Consider the following 2,626-nt stretch of genomic DNA (forward strand, 5'->3'; position numbering starts at 1 on the left):
TACATTGAACTAACTCATATAGAAGGGGAAGCAATAAAGGAAAAAACGCGAGCGACTTTAATTAACCTTGAAAATAACAAAAATGAAACCATTGGAAAGATAGCAAGATATCAAGTTACAAAAGAAGGCCTGAAGAAAGTAGAGAAAATGCCAGAAACAACGGTTTTAGATGGAAATCAATTCGAATGGTCATTAAAGGGATATAATGATCGAGAAATCGCGAAAATAGAATATAACAAAGCAACAGAGAAAATGCAGATTAAATTAGAAGCGGGTATACCTCATCCTTATTTTACTAGTACGTATGCAAGCATTAAAGTTCAAAACTCATCGGGCAATATCTTGTACAATAAAGAAATTGTAGCAAATAGACAACAAGCTGCTGAAAGCCAAACCGTTTCAGTCAAAGTAGGGGATTATATTGAGTTTACTCATATAGAGGGAGAAGCACAAAAGGAAAAGACACGCGCCACACTTACTAATCTTGAGAATAGTAAACAGGAATATATAGGAAATAAAAGAATATATCAGGTTACCTCTATGGGATTATTAATAAAGTCATAGATTTTACTACAAAACTTAAATTATTGATTTATATATAATATAAAAATATTAACTATTATACGCATTAAAAAATGCTTAAGAGAAAATAGATTGGCGGGTATAATATGAACATATTCAAAGGGTTTCTAATTTCATCAATTGCAATGACAACATTTGTAGGAACAGATCTAATACTACAAAATGATAGAATTCATAATAAAGTTTACGCTGAATCTTATAATGTCACATACAAAGAAATAGATTCTAATAAAAGAGATTCACAGGAAGAACAATTAATTGTAAAGTTTAAAAATGAAATTGACTTACCTTATGAAGATGGTATTGAGAAACGAATAAAAAATGGGGATTATGATAACAATTTAAAGAAGTTATTTTCCGAAAATACGGAACTTACTTTAAATCGCCTGTTCTCATCTGTAAATCCGATAGAGATTGAAAAGTTATCATTACACTCTACATCATTTGCTAATCAATCAGCTAACAATTTATTAAATTATTATATTGTACAAGCTCCTAATAACATAGAAATAGAATTATTATTGAAAAAATTTGAAACATCATCTCTTGTAGAGGAGGCTTATATACAAGAAAAGCAAATTTTGACACCCCCTGAAATAAAGTTACCAGATTTATCTGTTAATCCGTATGATGATCCTAGATTTAAAAATCAAGGATATCTTGAAGCGGCACCAAAAGGAATTAATGCCTCGCACGCTTGGAGCATTAAAGGTGGTGACGGAAAGGGTACAACCTTTGTTGATATGGAATATGGATGGTTATTGAACCATGAGGATTTAGTCAATAAAAATATAAAGCTTATGTCTGGACAAAATATAAGCCAGCATAGGGCTCATGGTACTTCTGTATTAGGAATTGTTTCATCCGAAGATAATCAAATTGGAAATATTGGAATTGCACCAAAAGCAAATGTAAAAGTAATATCCCAAATCAGGGATAATGGAATTTATAATACAGCGGATGCCATTTTAAGCGCTGTACATAATTTACAAGCAGGAGATATTCTTTTATTAGAGGCACAAGCTTCGTATGATGGGTATGGGGATAAATATTTACCTGTAGAAGTACATCCAGATATTTTTGATGCGATTCGTGTTGGTACAGATAAAGGGATTATTATTATAGAAGCTGGCGCAAATGGTTCAAATGACTTAGATGATTTTAAAGATCGTAATGGAAAAAAAATCTTAAATCGAAATAGTCCAGACTTTAAGGATTCAGGTGCTATTATGGTTGGGGCGGGATCATCAACTGTTCCACATAAACGTTTATGGTTTTCAAATTATGGAAGTCGAGTAGATGTATATGGATGGGGAGAAAATGTTGATACAACATCAGCAAATCCAAGTCAAAATACTACAAATTTATATACATCAACATTTAGTGGAACATCAAGTGCTTCACCAATTATTGCTGGAGCAGCAACTTCGATTCAAGGTATTGCTAAAGAACATCGAAGTTCTCCTTATACCCCAGCAGAATTAAGAAACATCTTAAGTAATCCAAATACAGGAACAAAATCTCAAGATCCGTGGAATGATAGAATAGGCGTCTTACCTGATCTAAAATCTATCTTAGATAACTTAGGTTTTAATTCAGATATACCGAATTCTTCTAATATTTTAGAAGGAAAGCAGTTTGCATGGTCACTAAAAGGAATTAGTGATTTTGAGTTTGCTAAAATCAATTTCAATAAATTAACAGAAGAAATGCAAGTGGACTTAAAAGCAGGCGTACCGCATCATTATTTTAATGAAACATACGCGAGTATTAAAGTACAAAATGCATCAGGGAAAGTAGTATACAAGAAAGATATTTATGGAAACAAACAGCAAAATGCTGAATCACAAAAGGTACCAGTCAAAGTAGGAGATTATATCGAGCTAACACATTTAGAAGGTGTGCATAGAGCTACTTTTACGAATGTCGATAATAGTAAACAAGAGAGCTTTGGAAAAAAAGCCATATACGAAGTTACCAAAGAAGGTCTGAAGAAAGTAGAAAAAATGCCGGAAGCAACAATTTTAGATGGAAATCAATTTGC

General features: G+C 32.3%; 2 protein-coding genes. Both read left to right on the forward strand.

Features of this window, described 5'->3' with window-relative positions:
- Window positions 1-564, forward strand: a 564-nt coding sequence (locus tag F8162_RS20240; RefSeq protein WP_318836125.1) for a putative mucin/carbohydrate-binding domain-containing protein, incomplete at its 5' end; no start/stop codon positions are given.
- Window positions 565-668: 104 nt separating this feature from the next.
- Window positions 669-2,626, forward strand: a 1,958-nt coding sequence (locus tag F8162_RS20245) for a putative mucin/carbohydrate-binding domain-containing protein (RefSeq protein ID WP_151869342.1), incomplete at its 3' end; no start/stop codon positions are given.

Origin of the sequence: Bacillus sp. CH140a_4T (assembly GCF_008923725.1) — a bacterium.
Lineage (GTDB): Bacteria > Bacillota > Bacilli > Bacillales > Bacillaceae_G > Bacillus_A.